This is a genomic window from Pseudomonas sp. AC463 (assembly GCF_979253585.1).
On the sequence record NZ_CEEDDZ010000085.1, the window covers coordinates 1 to 521 of the forward strand.

The window sequence follows — 521 nt, forward strand, 5'->3', positions numbered from 1 at the left end:
GCCATTCTGGGGGATGCGCCACCGATGACATCGTTGTCACGCCGGGCAAAACTGCGGACTGCGACACGGCGGCGGACAACGGCATGCAGGCTGTCGAGAGTGCGATCGTGGCGCACGCCTGGTGTAAGCTGATGTGCATTCTTGATATCCTCGCCGACGATTTGCTTTTGCGCAGCGATCAAGCCGTCAACGGCCATCCTGTCAATAAAGTTTTCGGATTTATCCTACAGCTCGCGTGGTGGCGGGCGGCAGGCGGCATAACAACGTGGCCGTGCCGCGGTCTTACTGACGGAAGCTATTCTCCTCGTGCATAACTGCCGGAACAGGCTGTGAAGCAAGGGGAACTCCGAACGGTCGGCCATGACAATCGTTCGCTCTCTGTGTTAACGTTACCGTTAAGCTGCCCCAGGCGACCACATGATCCTTGGATCTATCGATGGTGCCTGTGAGAGCATCGTGGTGGGAGTGACGAAATCATGTCGGAGGACACCGTTCTTGACCGGTCACGGTCGGTGTATGGG

The 521-nt window shown here is 57.8% G+C and carries 1 protein-coding gene; it reads left to right on the forward strand.

The genetic code is table 11. From position 1 onward, the window contains the following. A partial coding sequence (locus tag AC0IYH_RS29195; RefSeq protein WP_471837501.1) for a hypothetical protein occupies nucleotides 1-314 on the forward strand: 314 nt, incomplete at its 5' end. Nucleotides 315-521 lie beyond the last annotated feature (207 nt).